This is a genomic window from Geobacter sp. OR-1 (genome assembly GCF_000813145.1).
GTDB lineage: Bacteria > Desulfobacterota > Desulfuromonadia > Geobacterales > DSM-12255 > Geoanaerobacter.
The window spans coordinates 191,510-208,425 of sequence record NZ_BAZF01000002.1 but is presented as its reverse complement, the minus strand read 5'-3'; the positions used below and the strand labels follow the sequence as shown (position 1 = coordinate 208,425).

18 protein-coding genes are annotated in these 16,916 nt (G+C 52.8%); 7 read left to right on the top strand and 11 right to left on the bottom strand.

All coding sequences use genetic code 11. The features are described 5' to 3' along the window. Positions 1-11: 11 nt before the first annotated feature. The 10 genes from OR1_RS02670 to OR1_RS23160 form a co-directional block, all read right to left on the bottom strand. Positions 12-1,496 (bottom strand): conjugal transfer protein TraH, encoded by a 1,485-nt coding sequence (locus OR1_RS02670; protein ID WP_041969777.1) that lies wholly within the window; start codon positions 1,494-1,496, stop codon positions 12-14. A 40-nt stretch (positions 1,497-1,536) separates the two neighbouring features. Then, entirely contained in the window at positions 1,537-2,379 is an 843-nt protein-coding gene (locus tag OR1_RS02665) for a conjugal transfer protein TraF (protein WP_041969776.1), read from the bottom strand. Beyond that, the gene (locus tag OR1_RS02660; RefSeq protein WP_052440215.1) at positions 2,364-3,785 is read right to left on the bottom strand and encodes a hypothetical protein; all 1,422 of its coding nucleotides are present in this window, start codon (positions 3,783-3,785) and stop codon (positions 2,364-2,366) included. Before OR1_RS02660 ends, OR1_RS02665 begins: the two co-directional genes overlap by 16 nt. Continuing rightward, positions 3,782-5,176 carry a type IV secretory system conjugative DNA transfer family protein gene (locus OR1_RS02655; RefSeq protein ID WP_041969775.1) on the bottom strand — a complete coding sequence of 465 codons (1,395 nt, stop codon included), beginning with the start codon at positions 5,174-5,176 and terminating at the stop codon, positions 3,782-3,784. Before OR1_RS02655 ends, OR1_RS02660 begins: the two co-directional genes overlap by 4 nt. Further along, a complete protein-coding gene (locus tag OR1_RS02650) occupies positions 5,148-5,876 on the bottom strand; it encodes a hypothetical protein (protein ID WP_052440214.1) in 729 nt (242 codons plus the stop codon). The genes OR1_RS02655 and OR1_RS02650 overlap by 29 nt, the downstream gene beginning before the upstream one ends. Continuing rightward, positions 5,857-6,369, bottom strand: a complete 513-nt coding sequence (locus OR1_RS02645) for a lytic transglycosylase domain-containing protein (protein WP_052440213.1) — start codon at positions 6,367-6,369, stop codon at positions 5,857-5,859. Before OR1_RS02645 ends, OR1_RS02650 begins: the two co-directional genes overlap by 20 nt. A 102-nt stretch (positions 6,370-6,471) precedes the next feature. Further along, the gene (locus tag OR1_RS02640) at positions 6,472-6,750 is read right to left on the bottom strand and encodes an integration host factor subunit alpha (protein WP_041969773.1); all 279 of its coding nucleotides are present in this window, start codon (positions 6,748-6,750) and stop codon (positions 6,472-6,474) included. Positions 6,751-6,911: 161 nt separating this feature from the next. After that, positions 6,912-8,279: a site-specific integrase gene (locus OR1_RS02635; protein WP_041969772.1), complete on the bottom strand. Its 1,368-nt coding sequence runs from the start codon at positions 8,277-8,279 to the stop codon at positions 6,912-6,914. A 485-nt stretch (positions 8,280-8,764) separates the two neighbouring features. Next, entirely contained in the window at positions 8,765-9,154 is a 390-nt protein-coding gene (locus OR1_RS02630) for a thermonuclease family protein (RefSeq protein WP_237754204.1), read from the bottom strand. A 270-nt stretch (positions 9,155-9,424) separates the two neighbouring features. After that, a complete protein-coding gene (locus OR1_RS23160; RefSeq protein ID WP_370543321.1) occupies positions 9,425-9,667 on the bottom strand; it encodes a hypothetical protein in 243 nt (80 codons plus the stop codon). A 195-nt stretch (positions 9,668-9,862) separates the two neighbouring features. Between OR1_RS23160 and OR1_RS02625 the strand changes: the two genes are divergently transcribed. From OR1_RS02625 to OR1_RS02610, 4 genes are all read left to right on the top strand, one after another. Beyond that, entirely contained in the window at positions 9,863-10,105 is a 243-nt protein-coding gene (locus OR1_RS02625; protein WP_202812027.1) for a hypothetical protein, read from the top strand. Positions 10,106-10,380: 275 nt separating this feature from the next. Beyond that, the gene (ygiD, locus tag OR1_RS02620) at positions 10,381-11,160 is read left to right on the top strand and encodes a 4,5-DOPA dioxygenase extradiol (RefSeq protein WP_041969771.1); all 780 of its coding nucleotides are present in this window, start codon (positions 10,381-10,383) and stop codon (positions 11,158-11,160) included. Positions 11,161-11,235: 75 nt separating this feature from the next. Continuing rightward, on the top strand, positions 11,236-12,333 hold the full coding sequence (locus tag OR1_RS02615) for an NADH:flavin oxidoreductase/NADH oxidase (RefSeq protein WP_041969770.1): 1,098 nt from the start codon (positions 11,236-11,238) through the stop codon (positions 12,331-12,333). Continuing rightward, entirely contained in the window at positions 12,330-13,151 is an 822-nt protein-coding gene (locus OR1_RS02610; RefSeq protein WP_237754203.1) for a sterol desaturase family protein, read from the top strand. The genes OR1_RS02615 and OR1_RS02610 overlap by 4 nt, the downstream gene beginning before the upstream one ends. A 72-nt stretch (positions 13,152-13,223) precedes the next feature. On the opposite strand, the gene OR1_RS02605 is transcribed toward OR1_RS02610, so the two are convergent. Next, entirely contained in the window at positions 13,224-14,186 is a 963-nt protein-coding gene (locus tag OR1_RS02605; protein ID WP_041969768.1) for a helix-turn-helix domain-containing protein, read from the bottom strand. A 130-nt stretch (positions 14,187-14,316) separates the two neighbouring features. On the opposite strand from OR1_RS02605, the gene OR1_RS20530 reads away from it, so the two are divergent. The 3 genes from OR1_RS20530 to OR1_RS02590 all read left to right on the top strand — a co-directional run bounded on the left by OR1_RS20530 (position 14,317) and on the right by OR1_RS02590 (position 16,743). Then, positions 14,317-14,790 carry a GNAT family N-acetyltransferase gene (locus tag OR1_RS20530; protein ID WP_052440212.1) on the top strand — a complete coding sequence of 158 codons (474 nt, stop codon included), beginning with the start codon at positions 14,317-14,319 and terminating at the stop codon, positions 14,788-14,790. A gap of 26 nt (positions 14,791-14,816) precedes the next feature. Beyond that, positions 14,817-15,443: a cysteine hydrolase family protein gene (locus OR1_RS02595; RefSeq protein ID WP_041969767.1), complete on the top strand. Its 627-nt coding sequence runs from the start codon at positions 14,817-14,819 to the stop codon at positions 15,441-15,443. Positions 15,444-15,573: 130 nt separating this feature from the next. Next, complete coding sequence (locus OR1_RS02590; protein ID WP_041969766.1) at positions 15,574-16,743, top strand: MFS transporter; 1,170 nt, start codon at positions 15,574-15,576, stop codon at positions 16,741-16,743. The last annotated feature ends 173 nt before the right edge of the window (positions 16,744-16,916 follow it).

The window sequence follows — 16,916 nt, the reverse complement described above, 5'->3', positions numbered from 1 at the left end:
TATGGTTGCTGTTAAATTCTTCCTGTTGCTCGCAGGGCGATCCCCTTACCGAAGCGGTCCGATAATTCTGAAAAAACCGTATCGTCAAACTTCTTCATATTTTGGACGATCATCTCCACTGCGTTAATTTCCGATGCCGCATTGGCGTAGCTCTGCTGTGCAACGCTCAGGAGTTGGAGCGTCTTTTCCTCTAACGTCTGGATATGCTGCATCCCTTCACCAAGAAGCGCCAGCTGACAGGTTTCCGGTGATGCCCCGGCCTTGTTTCCTTTTTGACTGGACAGGATGTTGCGGGCCATCTCCTGCAACTGGGCCGCCCGACCGAACAGATCGAGTAGCATGTAGTAGCCATAGGCTCGGGCAGTCAGTTCAGCAAGTTTGCCGATAACTTCTCCCTCGGTATTGGTAGCTGTCGCATTCTTGAGGATCAAACCGACTGAAAGTGGCGTACTTTTCAGAAACGCCTCTTCATCAGGGGTGAGCGCCGTCTTTGATTTGATCTTACCTGCAATTGACTGCATCCTGCCGGCCACAAAGACCATCAGGTTCTTGTTTGCGTCGGTGATATCTGCACAGGCCCCAGCGGTATCCCGCCCCTGGGCAGTACCGCTGATGAAGGAATCGAAGCTGTTATTCATGTCACACGGGGGGATGTATTGGGCCTGGTAGGTGGTACCGGTCGTTGCCGGGTTCTGAATAACCACATCGCCGATGAAACCGCGCACCAGTTTGACGTACTCGCTGCTCATCCCTTTCTTGTCAGCCAGATTTTCCAGAACTGATCCGTCACCAAAGACTTGAAGTACCTCTGTTGGACAACCAGCGGTGGCACTGGTAGCGGAAGTCTGGGTTGTGCCGGGAACACCCGGTTTGATACCGCTATTGGTCTTCTGTTCGGTCTCGAACAGCTTGCTGACGTCCTGATAAAGATCCTTAGCGCCGCTCGATACCATGAAGTCAGTCTGAGCTGTTTTCATCTCCGCCTTCAGGCTGTCGGACATGATCGACGAAAACGGGCTGGAAGCGGTTGCCACCAGAGCCTTGGAGGCCTTACAGTCATTCAACTGCAATGAGTTCAGCCGGTCGGTTATGGCTTCGAGGGTTTTGATAGTATCAGCCACCTGGGGAGCCAGGGTCTTCAGGGCGATATCAAAAGCCGCCGCCGGAGCCGCCGACAGGATGTTCTGGAGCTTCTGCACGAGATAATCCACGTTCAGGAACGAGAAGCCACCAAGGAACATGTCGATCCCACCACAGCCGGATTTCAGTTTCGGCAGGGAGGCAGTAAACAGATGATCGTCGGTATTTGCCCAGCGTGCTGAGAAACTGCCGCCGGTGTAGTAGCCCCGCTTGGAACCTTCATAATAGCTGGGAGATGTGGAACTCTTCTGCTGCACCCAGTCATCGACCCAGCCGGACCAGGAGAGAACCGGGTTCAAGGCAATAGTTGCAGCCAGACATGCGGCGGTGGTTCTGGTCGCTACGGTTCGTTTCACTCTGCCACCTCATTTCTCTGTTTCCGATGAACGGCCAGCCTCATGGATTCGTCTCTTGGTTCTGGAGCCGGCGCTTTTTAACGTCGAAGGCCCCACCTTTCTGGAATTCGTAGAGTGAATATTCTTCAGGAGAGATATCACCCTTGAGGAGCCGGACGGCCCGGTATGCTTTATCTTCGATTTCGTCTGCGGAGATGACCCCCGCTGAAACCGGCAGATAATCCTGATTTCCTTTTTGAATCAGAACAAGAGTCGGCGTTATCTCTATATTGAACTTGGCAGCAAACCCAGGATTCTCGCTGGTATTGACTCTTTTAACAGTCCAACCGGTCTCGTTGGTGAACCAGTCCAGGATGCGGGACTGCTCGTCGCAATAGCTGCAATCAGGCCGCTGAAAATAGATCAGGGCAAAATCATCCCGGTTGTCTCGCAACGTACGCTGCCGCTCTTCGTTGATCTGGGCTATCCGAGCCAGGTTACCGGGTGTCGTGATCGGATAATCCTTTTTGGTCGTCAATTCCGGGTATTTCTGCCAAACAAACTGGGCTACGTTGGAGAAGGCCAGCGCCTTCTTGCGGGCAATCTCCTGGACCTCGAAGTACTCCTTAACGTTCACCTCGCTGGGCTTCTGGACCGCCTTCTTCTTTAATGCTTCAGCAAATTCCTGAAACTGGTCCGGATGCATCTCCCAGATCTGCTCATAGGAGTAGTCTTTGAGAGATGGCACACTGCGCGGCATTTTCTTCTTTTGCTCCGGTTTTCCGGCAGGCTTCTCCGGTTCCTTCTGGTACCACCACCAGCCCTTGGCTGTGTCATTGTAGTAATTGGCGCTGGCTGTTGCTGACAGAGAGAGAATGGCCAACACCATCAGCGACCTACGCATTGTTCCACCTCGGTTTGTTTCAACTTGATCTCTTTAACCATTCGTTTCAGCTGCGCAGTCTTTAATTCCTCCAGTACTGAGGGCTTTTCTCCGAAGGCTTCAGCCGTGAAGGGTATCAGCAGGTAGGGAAGTCGTTTGCCGCCTCCGGTAATGATTGATACTTGTGTTGTATAGTATCCGTCTGCAACGTACTGAGTGGCAATTGCATCTCTGGTCCTGGACAGTTCGGATACGACAGTGAACAGCAGGTTCCGCTTCTCTGATTCAAATCCCTCTGAAGCAAGCACCTTGGGGTCATTTTCACTCACTTCCTTGATTGTCGCCCAGAGGCCATCCGGGTTGACGAATACCAGTCCTTGAGTGGTGGAAACCGCTGACCACTGTTCACCTTTCGTAGTCGATTCCACCACGTTTATCCGTTTTTTAAGTGCAACAAGAATGGCATCCGCATTGAACCATTCAGGGAGGTCCACCTTGGTTGGGTAAAACCTCTCACTGGACTCAAGGCTTTTTAGGGGATGATTCCGCTTTTCAGTGGGATGATGTGATTTCCCTCCGGAACCTACTGATACTGGGGATGTGATTGGCGGTTCACTGGGGGCTTCCTGGTCAGTTTTCCTCCGCTCCCTTGCTTCGGCATAGAGTGCGGCCAACTCAGTTTGCCGTGCTTCATGGTCGCTCAGCTTGAGTCCATCGGTCAGGATATTGTCGCTCTTCAGCAGATGGTGCCCGGTGATGGCTCTGTGGATATCGTCACGGTTGGGAAGAGAAATATATTCCGGTATGTTGTTCAGGATAAGCCCCGCAATAACCGGGTGATCGCCACTGCTGTACATGCCATCGTGGTAGGACGGAATCTTGCCGATATCATGCGCCAGGGCGATGATGATCATGTCTGCCAGCAGAGCTTCCTGGTCGGCTTTAGCAATGAAGTTTCGAGTCACTGTTAGGGTGTGACGATAGAGAGGAACGGTCGCCAGCAGGGCATAGGAGTCATCCGAGTACATATGCTCTGCTTCATCCTTGTGTGTCCTGACCACAGATGGGCAGTCTCCCTCGTCATCAAGCATAGTGAGAATCTTGATGATCAGGGTTTTCCGTACTCCGCTTACTGAAGGCCTGTCTTCGATCATTTCGGTGAAGAATTGATCAATCTCGTCATGTCTGAATTCAGGCTTCGGCTGCTGAGGGCTCTGTTTTGCGGTGCGTTCTCGCCAGAGACAGGCGGCGTCCTTGATCTCTATTTCATCATCAGTCCAAAGATGACTAAGCTCAGCCAAACTTGCCACTTCCGCATGCTCAGTTCTTTCTTCTGCTGTTTCTTCGACAGGAATCCACTTCCTGGAGCCATAGTAGCCAAAGCCGATTCCGACTGCAGCAGATACAGTGAACAGAAGCATATTCATGGAGCGCCGTTCTCGTCTGACTTGAACGGAGACATCATCGAGGTGATAACCGCCGGAGCTGATGGGAAGATGATTTTCATCTTGGGATTGCGGGCATCGAGAGTGGTTCCCTTGAAACGGCCCGAATAGGTCATCAAATAGAATTCACGTGGCAGCAGGCTAAGAACATCCTGTACCCGGAGGATATCCTGTTCGACCTCGCGGGTCGTGACCTGGTTTGATCCGAAAATCCCGGTAAGTACGTTCTGCACACCGAAATGTTTGACCACGTAATCGCTGGTCTCGGCATCGGAGCAGCGCATGAAGATCTTCGTGTTGGTGTTATCAAGGATGCTCTTGCCAAACTCCTCACCAATGACGGCGTAGATCTGGTTCACTGACTGGGCGAAGGCGGTAACCATGACATCAGCTGAGCCCGCCTTGGCGAAAAGCTCCTCTACCCCCTGATAGAGCAGGCTCTGTGCTTCGTCGATGAAAATGGAAAGAGGTGGGTCAACCTTCTGTCGATTTGAGAGATACACTCGGCCCACAAAGGACTGGATCATTGAAAGGAGCACCTTGCCGAGGGTGGCAGAAGCCTCGCGAGTAATCATGGCGCCGGTATGAACGACCAGGATTACCCGTTCGCCAGCTTCAAGTCTCTTGATGAATCGGTTTGAATCGGCCTGACCGATGATCTTGCCGATATTGCCAGAGGAAAGCTCCATCAGGGCGGTTCGCAGCGTTGAGGAAACCTTGGCGTAGTATTCCATGGGAGATTTGAGGATATCCTCCAGCATGCCTGCCGTCAGTTCCGCCTCGGCAGTGCCGATACTGCGTAAAGATTTCATGGTGGCATCAAGGGAGTCACGCCTGATGTGCTGCCGGATGGTGTCGATGTTCATGATCGGCAGATTCCCATGTTTTTTTGCCAGGATGATATAGGCAGATATGACAGCGGTTGTGATCTCTTTGGCGATGTTACGGTAGAACGGTTCCCGACCGCCGAGGATGCCCGATACGATATGCCCCACCAGTTCGTCAGGCATGAAGTAAAAGGCCATCGGGTCGACAACTGCGGAGTATTCGGGGAAGATGGGGGTGACGAGCATCAACTCGTCCAGACGTTTAGCATCTCTGGCGACTTCGTAGATCTTGGTAAAGATCTGTTGGTCCCCCTTGGGATCGAAATAGACCACCGAATACCCCTTGCGGATGTCTTGTTCGATCAAGTTCTCACACAGACGGGTCTTTCCGACACCAGTTGTTCCGAAGACAAATGTATGCCGTTTCCGATGGGAGTCGGGAATGGCGATTGGAACGATCCTGGTTCGGTGCCCCAAATTGACGCCGGTTCCCAGTTTGGTCATCGGCTCGGCCGTCTTAGCGATATGTTTTGAGAATGGAAACATGCAGATGCTCTTCCAGTTCCTTTCCGACAGAATTGATGACATCCTTGGGTATTCTGGCCGGTGTCATGATGCAACTGTAGGCTCCCGGAATACGCTTTAGACAGCGGATTCCTGACACTCGACTCCGTTCTTGCAGCAAGAGGCGTGGTAGTTCTCTTGACGTGCGGCTGAGCAGGATGCGGACCTTGGTCGATCTTCTGTTGACCATGACCGGAACGACGCTTGTAATGTAGAACTCCTTAACGCTACCGTAGGTGTAACGTCCTCGTTCGTGAAACGGCTGAAAACGGGGCGGACAGATACCGGCAAAAATCAAACGCCTGTAGCAATCGGCAATCTCAAGGGAGACGAACAGCGCACCATCAGCATCTATCCGGGTTATTTCGCCGGGGGCGGAAACTCCCCTCAACGCCTTCAGCCGATCCGCCTCATTCAAGGTTCTGCGGCATTGAAGTTCCAGTTCGACTTGGTGCAGGAGATGTCTCCGCAATTTCCGATTGATGCTGTCCAGGGAAATCTTGATCGGTTCTCCGCTCCCAATCGGATAGGCCACTATCTCCAGATTTTTGTCGACCCTGACGCTGACATTTGTGCTGATGGCGCTGGTCAGAGTCCTGGTAATGGCAACTTCGACCGCATCCATTGCCTCGCTCATCGCAAGCCCGCTTTCGGAGATGATTTCATCGGGAAGAATTGCCAAAGACTTCCTCCCAAGGCGTCATTCTTGAAACATTTGTGATGCTGGCAATCTGTTCAACTCTCAGGTGTGCTTGTTCCTGTTTCACGATACTGGCAATTCTGGCGGCATAACGGTCACGCTTGGACGGAGTGCGCGAGTTGTAGCATCCGACTGCTGACCAGGTGTAGCCATAGTCTCGGATGCATTGAGATAGCACCCAGGAACCGACCATGACATTGGTGCAGGGATCGGCAAGGGTGGTCCAGGGGATTCCCAGTTTCCGTAATGCAGGTTCCCATGACGAGTTGATCTGCATGAGTCCGTAGTCGTAGCTGCCGTTGGTATTATGATTTACAGCGAACGGATTAAAGTTGCTTTCTCCCTTGGAGATTGCATAGAGGAGATGAGGCGAGATCCCGTACCTGTTACCTGCTTCCTCGTAACAGAAGCCAAATGCAGCTTCCTTCGAAAAAGCCTGAACTCCCAGAAACAGTATCAGGATGGCAAAGCGCATGAATCCCCCCATGTATATAATCTATAGGGGGGGCAGGTTGTGAGGGGTCTAAATGGAGTCTAAACTTTGAAGATCTGGTGAGGAAAGACGGGGTGCGAATTGCTATTTTCCGTTTAGTGATTCTTTGAGGATTGTACTCGGCTTAAATGATAGGATTCTCCGCGCTTCAATGATAATGGCTTCTCCTGTTTGAGGGTTCCTTCCCCTGCGCTCGTGCTTTTCCCTTACCTCAAATTTGCCGAAACCAGAGACTTTTATCTCCTCTCCGGATTCAAGGGTGGATTTTATGATGCTGAAGACCGATTCTACCATGTCTACGGAATCTTTCTTTGTAATTCCACATTGTTCAGCGACTCGTTCAATGATATCAGCCTTGGTCATACTTGCTCCGTTAATATCAAAAATAAGTGATGGAAAGGTATGTGATTCTATATAGCCCCTCCCCCCACATTAGGGGAGGGAGAGGGGAGATGAATCCTAGCTGCAATACACCAATTTTCCACATTTCGTCAAGAAGAGGTGTTGTGTACTGAAGATCGATACTAATCTGATTTTACAATATCACTTGTATTTTCTGGTTTGGTTTTCAGTATTTCAAGGAGAAGAACTTCCCATTTCTGGAGTGCGACTTTTTTCTCTTCATCATAACGATACTTGTTGTACACCCCGACCACACCTGGTTTTATGTGGTTCATTACCTCCTCGCCAACCTCATCTGATACCCCGACTCGTGCCATATTTGTGCGGGCAGTTCGTCTAAGGTCGTGGGGTGACCAGGGTTTCATGCCGAAGTAGGGCTCTTTTCGTGCTTTAATTTTTCTATTGCCAACGACCTTCACGATATCATCGGACAAGTAGCCTCGATTAATCGCCTGCGATAGCGCATTCTCTGAAATATGCCCTCGCTTTCCTCTCTCTGATGGGAAGATGTGCCCTTTCCCATCCCCAATCAATTTGAGAGCTGTATCAGTCAAATATACCCTGTGTTCTCGTTCATTTTTGCCAGCGACCTCAGCAGGGATTGTCCACCATTTATCTTTGATTTGATCTCGGTGTATTTGAGCCACCTCGCCGGGTCGCTGGGCTGTCACGAGAATCAATTTCAATGCACGTTTCACTTCGCGCGAGCTTGATGATTTACTGATTTCGTGCCAAGCCTTCACGATTTCGTCATCATCAAGATGACGTTCATCGGCTTTCGGCGCAATTTTTGGTACCGATTCGGTAATTTCATGGAATGGCTGTATCTCAGCCCATTCCTGACGACAAGCATATTTAAACATTTGTCTACAGAACTTCATGGTATTGCGAGCTGATCCCGGGACGTTGACAGCAATTTGTTGAATGAGGGATAGTGCGTGTTTGTGTCGAACTGAAGATATTTCCATCTTACCGATGTTAGGAACGATGTGCGTTCTGATCGCACTGAGAATGGTTTCTTGCCATCGTTTGGAATGGTTCTCTTTAGAGTAGTCGACAAACCAAACTGCAGCAAGCTGCTCAACTGTAGTAGGGACGAAGTCCTCTGGAATCTCCTCTTGGGTGAGAGTTTCAAAGGAGTAGTTTTCCAAATGATCTGCTGCGCGTGTGGCAGCCTCTGCTTCCAGTGCGGCTTCCATTGCTATCTTGGCTTTTTCTTCGGCAGCAGCTTTCTTTTCTTCGCGAGGATCGATGCCTTTCTTGACTAAATTATATGCATCGTTGTATGCTACCCGGGCGTCAGCTAGGGACATTGCGGGGTAGTTGCCTAGCTGATAATACCCTTTTTGCTTATTCAGCTCAAAGATATACAAGAATGTCTTCGTGCCGGTGGGAAGAACTTGCAGTGCAAATCCTCGTCCTTCTCTCAATACAAATTTTTTCTCTTGCGGCTTGATTGAAGCGAGAAATCTTTCTGTGAATTGCTTCATTTTTTACCCTTTTTCGTGCATCCGTTTTGCATCCGTTTTGATCGTCGCTGGACCCCTTGCATCCGTTTTGCATCCGTTTTGAAGTTGGCAAATAGAGAATCAATTAAAGACACCTAGAAACATAAATACGATAAAAACAATGGAATGTCAATATGATGAGCGGGGTAACTGATAGATTGAGATACATTTTGAAAACTCAAGAAACATCAGTGTGTCGGCTTCCCAAGCTGAAGGTCGCGGGTTCGAATCCCGTTTCCCGCTCCAGTTAACTACAAGGAATCCCTCGGGATTCCTTTATTTTCTTGTGGGCTTTGACCAAAACTTTGACCAAGTGGTTATTTCAGTGATCCTGCCTCGAAAGCATTACTCATAACAGCATCCTCAATGCTCACTACTTGCTCTACGTTTGTTCGATCTGCCATAAAAAGTTCCTCGAATCGGTAAAAGGTGTTGGAACGGATCGTTTCATTGCTACTTTCGCTGTCTCAGCTGTTTTCTGAACTCCCATGGTGGTTGCGGGTTATTCTGCTGCCATAGGCCACGGTGCTCCTTCTGGGCCTGTTTTTCTGCCGATAGGTATCAGAAGCAAGGGTACGGTCAAGATACTGCCTGTAGGCCCAAGCAAAGCCCTCTCTGACCATTTCAGAATTGATGTTCCGATTGTCAAGCCTGAGAATAGAGACCGCCCGCTTGTATCGGTCAATGTCCATGACTTCGAACTTCACCTTCTGGCGGTCAATTTTCTTCTTTAGGGCTTGATATGCCTCTTCCCCGTATGGTTGCCCTGGTTTGCTGACATGGCCTGTCTTCTTGTTGCTCTTTTCGGTCTCAGGCGCGTCGATTCCATATAGCCGAATCTTTACTTTCGTTCCCACTGAATCGCGTACCTGGATTGTGTCACCGCCAGAAACCTTTATAACGGTTCCTTCGATGATCCTTATGGGCTCTTTGGCGAAAGCCGGTAGGGTGAGCAGGGTGAAAAGCAGGGGGAGTAAAGGCGTATCAAAGTGGCCTCCTTTTGCTTCAAGGGTGTCATAGGAGAATTTACCAGTAGTTAAGTTTTGCTGCCATCTACATTAACTTCGTACTTTTCAATTATTACTTCAGATGGAATGACCCCATTATCCCATCCTCTAATTGAAACCTCATATATCAGGGTACTGAGGATCAGGGAACTCTTTTGAAATCACTCCATATCGTTCAAACAACGATTCGTCGATTATGTAAACCCATCCCTTTTCCTCGTTATAGGTAGCAAAACGGCGAGCCATTTTTTCATTCCGTGTTGTAGAAACGAAGCACCCTCCATATAAACCTGACTCTATGTGATGAGCCCGTACAGCATTGTCTTCAGATTCGCCATGGTTAGTCGAAGAAAAATTGAGCATTTAGGACGAAATTACAAACGATTTATCGTAATAATGGTTGAATCTAACTGATGCTCCACTACATTGATAAGCTGATAAACTGTTTGCTTAAGTCGCTATATCGCTGTAAAGTTATCATCAGATGATAAGTGATGAAAGGGAGAGCACACCCCGAAGCCTGGCGAGCCGAAGGTCTGGTTCGAGTCGCTGCAATCCATGGCACAAGTCCTGAGCAACGAAAACCAGGCACTGCTGAAAATCATCATAGAACGTAAGCCGACTTCCCTGAAGGATCTGGAAGAAATGACCGGCAGGAAGAGCAGCAATCTGTCCCGGACATTGAAGATGATGGAGCGTTTTGGTATTGTTACCCTCACGAAGGACAAGAAGAACATTATGCCAAGAGTAAAAGCCACCTCATTCAAGGTCGAGTTTGGCCTGAAGCGGGCGTTCGGCTAAACTGAAACTTTCGCAAAACTTTCGCAATTTGATCTGAATTATGCTGGATTCTGATGGACTCAAGACCGATCAGAGGCATTGGATGACTTACTGATTTTATTATGTTTTACTTTTATAGCGGCGTTTGAGCAGGGTTAAGGAAGAGTCTTCGAATCCCGTTTCCCGCTCCAGAATTCAAGGACTTAGCCAGTATTGGTTAAGTCCTTTTTTGTTTGCCTGCAGTTACCTGCTTGCCTTGCCACATATGGTACAATGATTGTCAGAGGTAAACATTAATGACCGCAGAAAGACAGATGCCGGTACTTTTTGTCGGGCACGGCAACCCAATGAACGCGATCGAGGAAACCCCTTATGTCGCGGCCTGGCGGAAAGAGGCCAGGGTGATTCCCAGACCGAAGATGATTCTCTGTGTTTCCGCACATTGGGAGACCGACGGCACCAAGGTTACAGCCATGAAGTCGCCCCGCACTATTCACGACTTCTATGGTTTTCCGGAGGAGCTATTCCGGGTGCAGTACCCGGCATCCGGTTCCCCGGATTTTGCGGAGAAAGTGCGGGAGCTGGCCGGTCCGGAAACGCTTGCTGCCGACAGATCATGGGGGCTCGATCACGGAGCCTGGTCGGTCCTCAGGCGGATGTATCCTGATGCCGACGTCCCGGTAGTACAGCTCTCCCTTGACAGGAAAAAGTCCCCACGCGAGCATGTCGTGATGGCAAAAAAACTGCTCCCGTTTCGGAAAGAGGGGGTTCTCATTATCGGAAGCGGCAACATCGTACACAATCTCTCCCTCTTGCGCTGGAATGACGAGACCCCCTATCCATGGGCTTTGGAGTTTAATGCACTGGTAACCGGCCTTATCCGGGAAGGCAATATTGATCGCCTGATCGATTATCCCTCACTCGGGGAGGCATTCCGACTGTCAATCCCAACGAATGAGCATTATCTGCCGCTTCTCTATGCCCTTGCCCTGCGAACGCCGGAAGATTCGCTTTCATTCTTTGCGGACCAGGTTGTTTTGGGTTCCATATCGATGCAGTCGGTAAGAATAGGGTAATAATTTCACCGTTAGGAACAGGATGCAACCATCTTACCCGGAAAACGATCGAAGTGACCGTAAGGAGAATAAATCATGTCGCATCTGTTTGAACCGCTTGCCCTGCGAAGCGTAACGCTTCCGAATCGGATTGCCGTATCTCCCATGTGCCAGTATTCAAGCGTGGACGGTTTTGCCAATGACTGGCATCTGGTCCATCTCGGCAGCCGGGCTGCCGGCGGAGCCGGTCTGGTGATGACCGAGGCGACTGCTGTCACTCCGCAGGGACGCATCAGCGCCCGCGATCTCGGCATCTGGAGCGACGCTCATGTCGAATTTCTGGAACGGATCGTTCTTTTTGTCGCGCAGCGGGGGAGCGTCGCCGGCATCCAGCTTGCCCATGCCGGCCGCAAGGCCAGCACTCCGCCGCCGTGGGAGAATCGTTCCGTAACCTTGACCGAAGCGGATGGCGGGTGGCCGATTGTGGCCCCGAGCGCCGTACCCTTTGACGAAGGGTGCATCGTCCCATCGGCTCTGAGCGAAGCAGAGATCGATACGGTTGTAGCGGCCTTTGTCCAGGCGGCTCGCCGCTCTTTACAGGCGGGGTTCCGGGTTGTCGAAATCCATGCGGCCCACGGCTACCTGTTGCACCAGTTTCTCTCGCCGCTCAGCAACCGGCGTACCGACCGGTATGGCGGCAGTTTCGAGAACCGCACCCGGTTGGTTCGAGATGTAGTAAGCGCTGTCAGGACCGTCTGGCCGGAGAATCTGCCACTGCTGGTGCGAATATCGGCCACTGACTGGGTCGATGGCGGGTGGGATCCGGAGCAGTCTGTCGAACTGGCGCGTCAACTCCTGGCGCTCGGTGTTGATCTGATCGATTGCTCCTCCGGTGGCAGCGACCCGCATGCCCGTATACCTCTCGGGCCAGGTTATCAGACCCGGTTTGCCGAGCAGATCCGCCGGGAGACCGGCGTCAAGACCGGAGCGGTTGGCCTGATTACGGCGCCGGCACAGGCAGATCACATCGTCCGTTCGGGCCAGGCCGACCTGGTGCTGCTTGCCCGGGAATTGCTTCGAGATCCTTATTGGCCGCTCCGGGCCGCCAGAGAACTCGGGCAGCTGACTCCGTGGCCTGCCCAGTATGTCCGTGCAGCGCCGGCCAACACTCCGGCTTATCTGCTGGGACAATGATCGAGCCCATCACTAATGGCATGACCGTTGTGCCGGATGAGCAGACCATCCGGCTGGCTTTTTTCCTTGGCACTCTAATTGTCGTTGCCTTTTGGGAGTTCATAGCCCCGCGCCGGGTGCTGAACGACAGCAAGGCCCGACGCTGGTTCACCAATCTCTCCCTGGTGCTGCTGGATACCGTAGCGATACGCCTCCTGCTGCCAATTCTCCCCGTTGGGGTAGCAGCCACGGCCCAGGTGCACGGCTGGGGTATCCTGAATAACGTCACCCTGCCAATCTGGCTCAAAATCATCCTGGCGGTCCTGATCCTCGACTGCGTCATTTACCTTCAGCATCTGCTGTTTCATTTTCTGCCAACCCTCTGGCGTCTCCACCGGATGCACCATACCGACCTCGATATCGACGTTACCACCGGCAACCGTTTTCATCCCATTGAGATTGTCATATCCTTTGGGATCAAGATGGCGGCCGTCACCTTGATCGGTCCGCCGGTTGCTGCGGTCATCGTCTTCGAGGTGGTGCTGAATGCGACATCGCAGTTCAATCATGGCAATATCAGGATTGCCGAAACAGTCGATCGCTGGCTGCGCCTGGTCGTGGTAACCCCGGACATGCACCGGGTACATCATTCGGTTATTCCCCGCGAGACGAACAGTAATTTCGGTTTCAATTTCCCTTGGTGGGACCGACTGTTCGGAACCTACCGGCCGCAGCCTGAACTGGGACATATTGGGATGAGCATCGGTCTGAAGGAATATCGGGACCCGGCGCAACTGACCCTGCTCAGGTTGCTGGTTCAGCCGTTTATGCGAAGTTAGCATGTCGTGTGGTTGATCTCCGGTGGGCATCTTCGTATTACCCTGTTCCTGGCGCATCGGACCTGCTGCCACCTAAGCGTTGTTCCCCCTGAATTCCCTGCGATAACGTGCCGGTGAGGTCTGCAACTCCTTGCTGAAATGGAGTCGCAGCGATACTTCCGAGCCGAAGCCGGCCTCTTGTGCCACCAGGCCGATCGGCTTGGCACTGGTCTCCAGCAGCCGTTGCGCCATGGCCAGCCGCTGCCCCAAAAGCCATGCCCCGACAGTTGTGCCGGTTGCCTCCCGGAAGCGACGGGTAAAGGTGCGGCGGCTCATGAAGAACCGCGCCGCAAGGGTGTCGATGGTATGCGGTAGTTCCAAGTGTCTCCGGACCCACTCCAGATTACGCGAAAAACTGTCCTCGCCAGCGCTTTTCCCGACCGGCGTCTCGATGTATTGCGCCTGCCCCCCCTGACGGTGCGGCGGCACCACCATACGTCGCGCCACGCGGCTGGCAGCTTCCGCGCCGTGCAACCGCCGCAGCAGATGCAGGCAACAGTCGATGCCGGCGGCAACGCCGGCAGAGGTGATAATCTGACCGTCATCCACGTACAGCACGTCCGGCCGGACGTCGATGTCAGGGTACCGCTTGGCGAGTTCGTCCGTTAACAGCCAGTGGGTTGTGGCCGGCCTGCCGCTGAGCAGGCCGGCAGCCGCCAGGACAAACGCCCCCAGGCATAATCCGACGATTATTGCCCCTGAGCTGAACGCATCCCTGATCGCGGAGAGCAACTCTTCGGCGGGGATTTCGTTCGCGTCGCGCCAGCTCGGCACAATCACGATATCGGCATCTGCCAGTTCCTTTAATGTGCAGTGTGTCTGAATCGAGAATCCGGCGTTGGTCTGCAGTTCTCCTTCTTCCGCAGCACATACCTTAACCGCAAAGTGGGGTCTGTCGATGTCCAGGCGGTTTTCGCCAAATACCAAACAGGGAACGGACAATTGAAACGGGCTGATGTAATTGAAAGCAACAATGGCGATCTTTACTGTTGGCATTCCACTTCTCCACGATTGATTTGGCCCGATGTTGTTGAATTATGTCATTCGGGTCACTGTTAATCAAGCGGCTATTTCATTACGATCATTGCATTGCTTCGGCAAATTCTGCGGGTAAAGGAGTACGACCATGATCAACTTACGGCCACTCAACCAGGATGATCTCCCGATCATCATGGCATGGCCGCCGTATGCCGGTGACATGGAACAGATGGACTATGCCCTGCGCCAAGACGGCTGGCTGGCTCAGTACATGGACAAGCCGGCGACGCACCTGTTTTCGGCCGAGAGCGACGGCGAACTCTGCGCCTTTACGCTTTTGATCGAGACTGCTCCCGGCGAGGCCGAGCTTCGTATCGCCATTCGTGGGGACCGGACCGGCAAGGGACTCGGCGGCGAGATCATGCGGCAAACGCTCCGAACCGGATTTGTTGCCTTCAAATTTGACCGTATCCACCTGATTGTCAGGAAAAACAACATCCGGGGGATCAAGCTGTACCAACGGCTCGGCTTCACTGAGCGGGGCGAATTGAGCAAGATGATTCAGGGGGCCATGGTCGACTTTTACTGCATGGATCTGCATAAAGAAGATTTAGTCCGCTGACGGGCGGCAAACAAAGGAGCGCACAGATGAAAACCAAACGGGCTCTGATCGTTATCGACGTTCAGAATGATTACATCGGCGGCAAACTTCCCATCGAGTATCCACCGGTAGAGTTGTCTCTGGCCAACATTGGCCGGGCTATGGATTCAGCCAGGGAACAGGGAATTTCGGTGGTCGTGGTCCACAATGTCCTGGCGGAGACGGCGCCGTTCATGGCCAAGGGGACTCATGGCGCCGAATTGCACGAAAGCGTTGCCTCCCGTGGCTGGGATTACTACCTCCTGAAAAGCATGCCGAGCGCCTTCGGCAATACGGGGCTGGAAGAGTGGCTCAGGGAGAGAGGGCTAGATACCGTCACCATTGTCGGTTACATGACGCATAACTGCGATCTGTCCACAGTAGTGGAGGGGGTGCACAAAGGGTTCTCGGTGGAGCTGCTCTCCGATGCCACCGGATCGCTCCCATATGCCAACAAGGCCGGCAGCGTCACTGCCGAGGAGATCCACCGGACGGTTACTGTAGTGATGCAATCCCGCTTTGCGGCAGTGATGACCACTGACGAGTGGCTCGAAATCATTGCCTCAGGACGTGAACCGGAACGGGATACGATCTTCTCGTCGAATCAGCGGGCGAGGCAATCACAGCGGCGATGATCGGAACAGGGTCATCTTATTGCTTGATAAATATTCGCAGTCGTCTGAATATAGCTCGACCAAACGATTCCGAGGCGATTCCGATGTTCGATCTTTGTGACCAACCCGACTGCGGTATGCCGGAAACTGCATGACCGATTCTAAGCGCTCTCTTGCGCCATTTCTGCTCCTCTGTCTGATCGGCTTTGCCGCCTTTTTCTGCTCGTACATGCGCATTCCGGTGCTGCCGCTGTTCGCTGCCGGACTCGGCGCCGACGCGGCCGAGGTGGGGCTCATCAACGGGGCGTTCATGGTCACGGCCGGTATCCTCTCGATCCCGGCAGGGCTTCTGGTGGACCGTTTCGGCCGGAAAATGCCGGTGGTCGGCGGTATTATGGCTACCGCCCTTTCTTCGCTCCTGATTACCCAATGCCGGTTTCCAGGAGAGATGGCCGCGGTCTACCTGCTGTTCGGCGCCGGCATGGCTGCCTTTGCACCGGGGATGCTCTCCCTGGTGGCAGACACCGTGCCCCTGAACCGGCTGGGGCAGGCCTATGGCTGGTATACCACGGCAGTCTACATGGCCATGACGCTCGGACCGGCAACAGGCGGGTACCTGGCAAAGACGGTGGGCCTTAGAGAGGTCTTTTTCGTCTCCGGCGGGCTGTTGGCTGCGATTGCATCTGCTGCGCTGCTGCTGCTCCCTGCTGGCGTTCCCCGGCACAAGACCGGGATGCACGCGATTATTGCCGGAAGCCGCGACCTGTTGCGCCACAAGACGTTGGTTGCCTGCCTTCTGACAACGGCCGGCAGCTCGATCGGATTTGGGGTATTCCTGACCTTTCTGCCGCTGTTCGCCTCTTCTTTGGGGTACGATCCGGCTAAGGTCGGGATGATTTTTGCCGCCCAGGCGCTGACCAATGTGGTGAGCCGGATTCCGATCGGCAGTCTTGCCGACCGGGTTGATCGGCGCGGGATTGTTGCCATTGGCTTGATCTGTCTGGCTATGGCGCTCGGTTTGCTGGGGAAGTCGGTGCATCTTGCGCAGCTGGTGGGGTGCGCAGTGCTCCTGGGGATGGGAATGGCCCTGGTCTTCACGGCCATTGGCGCGCTGATTGCGGACGGTGTCCCGGCCGCCCAACGGGGACTGGCCATGGGTATGTACAATAGCTGCATCTATCTGGGGATGATGGCGGGATCGACGCTGATGGGGATGGCACTGAAGCGGATCGGTTACCCGTTGGGATTTGCCTTTGCCGGCATTGTGACGCTCCTGACACTGCTCGCTTTTGTCGCAATCTTGCGGCGCAGCAAGCAGTGACCTAGAAGAGGCCAAGGATAATTGGTGAGGCATTGTTCATTGCTGGCAGCTGAACACCAGTTTTCCGGTTTGAGCCGGCAACAATATTGAAAACCTTTGACTAAACTTTGTCTATTATGTTAGGAAGTGATGGCAGTTAATGTTTGCCGGTCAAATGGCAAATTCTTTGAGAT

Coding starts and splice junctions, on each gene's coding strand:
- OR1_RS02665 (WP_041969776.1), bottom strand. CDS start 2,379: ATGCGTAGGTCGCTGATGGTGTTGGCCATTCTCTCTCTGTCAGCAACA.
- OR1_RS02660 (WP_052440215.1), bottom strand. CDS start 3,785: ATGAATATGCTTCTGTTCACTGTATCTGCTGCAGTCGGAATCGGCTTT.
- OR1_RS02655 (WP_041969775.1), bottom strand. CDS start 5,176: ATGTTTCCATTCTCAAAACATATCGCTAAGACGGCCGAGCCGATGACC.
- OR1_RS02645 (WP_052440213.1), bottom strand. CDS start 6,369: ATGCGCTTTGCCATCCTGATACTGTTTCTGGGAGTTCAGGCTTTTTCG.
- OR1_RS02640 (WP_041969773.1), bottom strand. CDS start 6,750: ATGACCAAGGCTGATATCATTGAACGAGTCGCTGAACAATGTGGAATT.
- OR1_RS02635 (WP_041969772.1), bottom strand. CDS start 8,279: ATGAAGCAATTCACAGAAAGATTTCTCGCTTCAATCAAGCCGCAAGAG.
- OR1_RS23160 (WP_370543321.1), bottom strand. CDS start 9,667: ATGCTCAATTTTTCTTCGACTAACCATGGCGAATCTGAAGACAATGCT.
- OR1_RS02625 (WP_202812027.1), top strand. CDS start 9,863: ATGGCACAAGTCCTGAGCAACGAAAACCAGGCACTGCTGAAAATCATC.
- ygiD (WP_041969771.1), top strand. CDS start 10,381: ATGACCGCAGAAAGACAGATGCCGGTACTTTTTGTCGGGCACGGCAAC.
- OR1_RS02615 (WP_041969770.1), top strand. CDS start 11,236: ATGTCGCATCTGTTTGAACCGCTTGCCCTGCGAAGCGTAACGCTTCCG.
- OR1_RS02610 (WP_237754203.1), top strand. CDS start 12,330: ATGATCGAGCCCATCACTAATGGCATGACCGTTGTGCCGGATGAGCAG.
- OR1_RS02605 (WP_041969768.1), bottom strand. CDS start 14,186: ATGCCAACAGTAAAGATCGCCATTGTTGCTTTCAATTACATCAGCCCG.
- OR1_RS20530 (WP_052440212.1), top strand. CDS start 14,317: ATGATCAACTTACGGCCACTCAACCAGGATGATCTCCCGATCATCATG.
- OR1_RS02595 (WP_041969767.1), top strand. CDS start 14,817: ATGAAAACCAAACGGGCTCTGATCGTTATCGACGTTCAGAATGATTAC.
- OR1_RS02590 (WP_041969766.1), top strand. CDS start 15,574: ATGACCGATTCTAAGCGCTCTCTTGCGCCATTTCTGCTCCTCTGTCTG.